The organism is Diplocloster modestus (assembly GCF_019042245.1).
GTDB lineage: Bacteria > Bacillota > Clostridia > Lachnospirales > Lachnospiraceae > Diplocloster > Diplocloster modestus.
In genome coordinates this window covers 1-306 of the sequence record NZ_JAHQCX010000052.1, presented here as the reverse complement: position 1 = coordinate 306, position 306 = coordinate 1, and the positions used below count along the sequence as shown (strand labels likewise).

The window sequence follows — 306 nt, the reverse complement described above, 5'->3', positions numbered from 1 at the left end:
TTTGATGTTACCGTGAATCGCATTCTCACCCGTACCCAGTCTAAAAAGAAACATCGGCATCCGCTACTCGAAGACCAGTACCGCTACATCTGCAAAGCTGTTACCTTTAGCTATCTTCCCGATGATTCCGATGCGGAGTATCCGATTTCCCTTCGGGTACTCCGCTTCCCAATTGGCGAGGACAGCTTTGAGAATGTCATTACAAATCTTCCGGAAAAAGAATTCCCTGCTATGGAAATCAAGTCCCTCTATGGCATGAGATGGGGGATCGAAACATCCTTCTGCACATTAAAACATGCCTTAGGT

Annotated in this window: 1 protein-coding gene; it reads left to right on the top strand. The window is 46.4% G+C overall.

What is annotated here, in order from left to right; all coding sequences use genetic code 11:
* The coding region (locus tag KTH90_RS24775; RefSeq protein ID WP_238727630.1) for a transposase at positions 1–306 on the top strand (306 nt) is incomplete at both ends.